We start from the raw sequence: 3,074 nt of genomic DNA, 5'->3' as shown, positions 1-3,074 counted from the left end.
AATGTTAATCGCTGTTTAAAAATCTTCAAAATTCTCTCTTACCCCTATCGAAATCGCCGATATAAATTTGGATTAAGAAGTCATTTAATCGCTGGAATTTACCATAACGATTTAGGTTCAAAAGCCTAAGCAAAAAACTAAGGCTCAACTGAAGTTGAGGGGGAAAAGGTATAATGGAGATACAGAGTCGGAGGTAAGACGATGGACTGGCACCTTGACCGTTTGCTTAAACTACCGAACCTGACTGTGGTTAAAGTTCAAGAAATAGAAGGCTTAATATTTCTTAGCCTTGAAAGCTTAAAGGAAGGCATTATTTGTCCTCGTTGTGGAAATTATACAGAGGATGTACATCAGACGCGGGAGGTACTGGTGCGAGATTTGTCAATATGTGGTCGAGGAGTGTATTTGAAAGTACCTCGCCGTCAGTTTATCTGTAGTGAATGTGGGAGATATACAACAGAAGAGCTAGAAGGGATGGTATTCAAACGACATCACACGGAACGTTATGAGGAATATGTGTACGGAAGAGTAGTGGCAACAACCGTAAAACAAGTTAGTCGAGAAGAGGAGCTAAAAGAGGATGAAATTCAGGCAATTTTCGATGCGGTAAGCGAAGAAAAGAATCAAAAAAACTGGCTGCCAGTAAAACATATAGGATTAGATGAGATAAGTACTAGGCGATCAAGTTTGCATTGAGGGATAAAAAAGAGGTAATCTTAAAGGAGACTTACATTTGATCACAAATTTTCTAGAAGGCGATCGCACTCGAGAAAGTGATCTAGCTCGAAGAAAACTGAGGAGCCGCGAAAAAATGCCCAAGAAAAAATATATTGTCGATTTAACCCCATCAGAAAGAAGCGAACTGTCAAAAATAACTAACAAAGGGAAAACTGCGGCCTATAAAATGAATCATGCCAGAATTTGGCTCAAAGCAGATATTAATCAAGAAGGAGGAGGGTGGACAGACAGTAAGATTAGTGAGTCATTAAATATAAGTCGTGCTACAATTGAGAGAGTCAGACAGAGATTTGTGGAAGAAGGGCTAGAATCAGCTTTAAAACGGAAGGAACAGCCAAATCGCCGCCCCAAAATAATTGATGGGGAAAAAGAAGCCTATCTAATTGCGCTCGCTTGTAGTGAAACCCCAGTGGGAAAAAGTAGTTGGACTCTGCAAATGCTGGCGGATAAAATGGTAGAACTAAAAGTAGTGGAACAAGTCTCGATTGAGACGATTAGACAAAGCTTAAAAAAAACGAACTTAAACCTTGGCTTCATGAATCTTGGGTAATTCCACCACAATCAAACGCCGAATTTGTCTGCGGGATGGAAGAAGTTTTAGATATTTATCAACGTCCTTACGACGAAAAAAATCCTTGGGTTTGTTTTGATGAAAGTTGTAAGCAGTTGGTGAAAGAAACCAGAGAGGTAATTCCCCCTGAACCTGGTCAATTAGAGCGTTATGACTATCAATAGGGCCGGAATGGGGTGGCCAATCTCTTTATGTTTTTTGAGCCGTTAATAGGTTGGAGACACACCTCGTAACTGACCAAAGAACGGCCATTGATTATGCTCATCAAATGAAATATTTGGTAGATGAACGTTATCCTCAAGCTGAAAAAATTGGGGTAATTCAAGATCAACTTAACACTCATGTTAAAGCCTCTTTATACAAAGCTTTTGCTCCGGAAGAAGCCAAACGGATTTTGGATAAATTGGAGTTTCATTATACTCCTAAACATGGCAGTTGGTTGAATATGGCAGAAATTGAATTGAGTGTTTTAAATCGTCAGTGTGTGAACCGTCGTATCCCCGATAAAGATACTCTCAAATTGGAAATTACTGCGTGGGAAGAAGAGCGAAATCAAAAATCTAGTTCTGTTAATTGGCGATTTACCACAGCAGATTCCCGTATCAAACTAAAGCGACTTTATCCCTCAATACAAACTTGATGACCTAGTACTGCTAAAGGACAAAAAAAATACAGAGCAGTGGTGAGTGACTTAGATAAAAAATGTCTAATAGATGTGATAGCGAGTAGAACTCAGGAAGAGCTTATAGAAGCGCTAAGCGAACAGCTAAAGGATATTCGAGAGAAAGTGGAGGAAGTTTGCATCGATAGGTGGGGAGGGTTTGTCAAAGTGATCGAGGAGGTTTTTCCTAATGCAATTATAGTATATGACCGTTTTCATGTAATGAAAATGGTCAACAAAAGACTAAACGAAATACGATGTAAATTAGGAATGAGAGCGAAGGGGATACGTCATCTTTTACTGAGTAATAGAGAGGACTTAACTAAAGAAGAAAAAGAAGAACTATCTAGGTTACTGAAAGATTATCCTATTTTACAAATCGCCTATGAAGTACAAGAAGAATTAAGATAAATATACGAAAGGACTCGCACGATTAGTGGGGGAACTAGGAAATTAAGAAGGTGGCTGAAAAATGCTGAAGTTTTCTATGGAGAAATATGTGGGACAATTAGACAACACTTTGAGGGAATTTGCCATTACTTTATTAATCGAACAACGAATGGAGCTATGGAAGGTTTAAATAATCGTAGTCGTGTAATTTTGCGTCAGACTTATGGGTTAAGAAATTTTCAACATCTGCGCTCACGGCTGTTAGCAGCCAATCATTGATTAGTTAAACTTATCACCATCAGTCCAATAGACCCAAAACTAACTATATTCTTTTAATTTAGCTGAGAATAACAAGCTAGATATCTTTGTCGTGCGAATAATGTATTGAGAGTTGATTAACCGTATCTGTGGAAAAATAATGGTGGAAAGATCATAAATTTAGAAGTTCAAAGACGAAATAGATAAACCCTCCATTATACCATAAAAAATTTTTGCAAGAGGTCTATTCTTTTGAACGCAGTGTGTCAACCTATTTCACTGCTTAATACCTACGATGGTTCAAGTCAGACATTTGGCTCACGCCTAATCGTGGATGGTTGGCAGTGGTCTCGATTCTGGTGTTAGGTTACACCTCTCTCGCCTTCCGTTCCCCGCTTCAGTCCCAGAGTTGTGACTTCTGAATCTGGGGGTGGCTAACGCCGTTACTCTCACCTT

General features: G+C 39.0%; 1 protein-coding gene and 3 pseudogenes. All 4 read left to right on the top strand.

Going from position 1 to position 3,074, the window contains the following annotated elements:
• Positions 1-129, top strand: a pseudogene (locus tag IM500_RS19795) (IS5/IS1182 family transposase); the annotation flags it as partial.
• A 72-nt stretch (positions 130-201) separates the two neighbouring features.
• Positions 202-696, top strand: a complete 495-nt coding sequence (locus IM500_RS19790; protein ID WP_287739387.1) for a transposase family protein — start codon at positions 202-204, stop codon at positions 694-696.
• A 115-nt stretch (positions 697-811) separates the two neighbouring features.
• Positions 812-1,949 (top strand): annotated as a pseudogene (locus tag IM500_RS19785) (IS630 family transposase).
• 39 nt (positions 1,950-1,988) lie between these two features.
• Positions 1,989-2,639 (top strand): annotated as a pseudogene (locus IM500_RS19780) (ISL3 family transposase).
• Positions 2,640-3,074 lie beyond the last annotated feature (435 nt).

The organism is Microcystis sp. M179S2, assembly GCF_020245805.1.
In the GTDB taxonomy this organism is placed as follows: domain Bacteria; phylum Cyanobacteriota; class Cyanobacteriia; order Cyanobacteriales; family Microcystaceae; genus Microcystis; species Microcystis aeruginosa.
The sequence above is the reverse complement of the archived record's forward strand: the minus strand, read 5'-3'. Positions and strand labels throughout refer to the sequence as shown.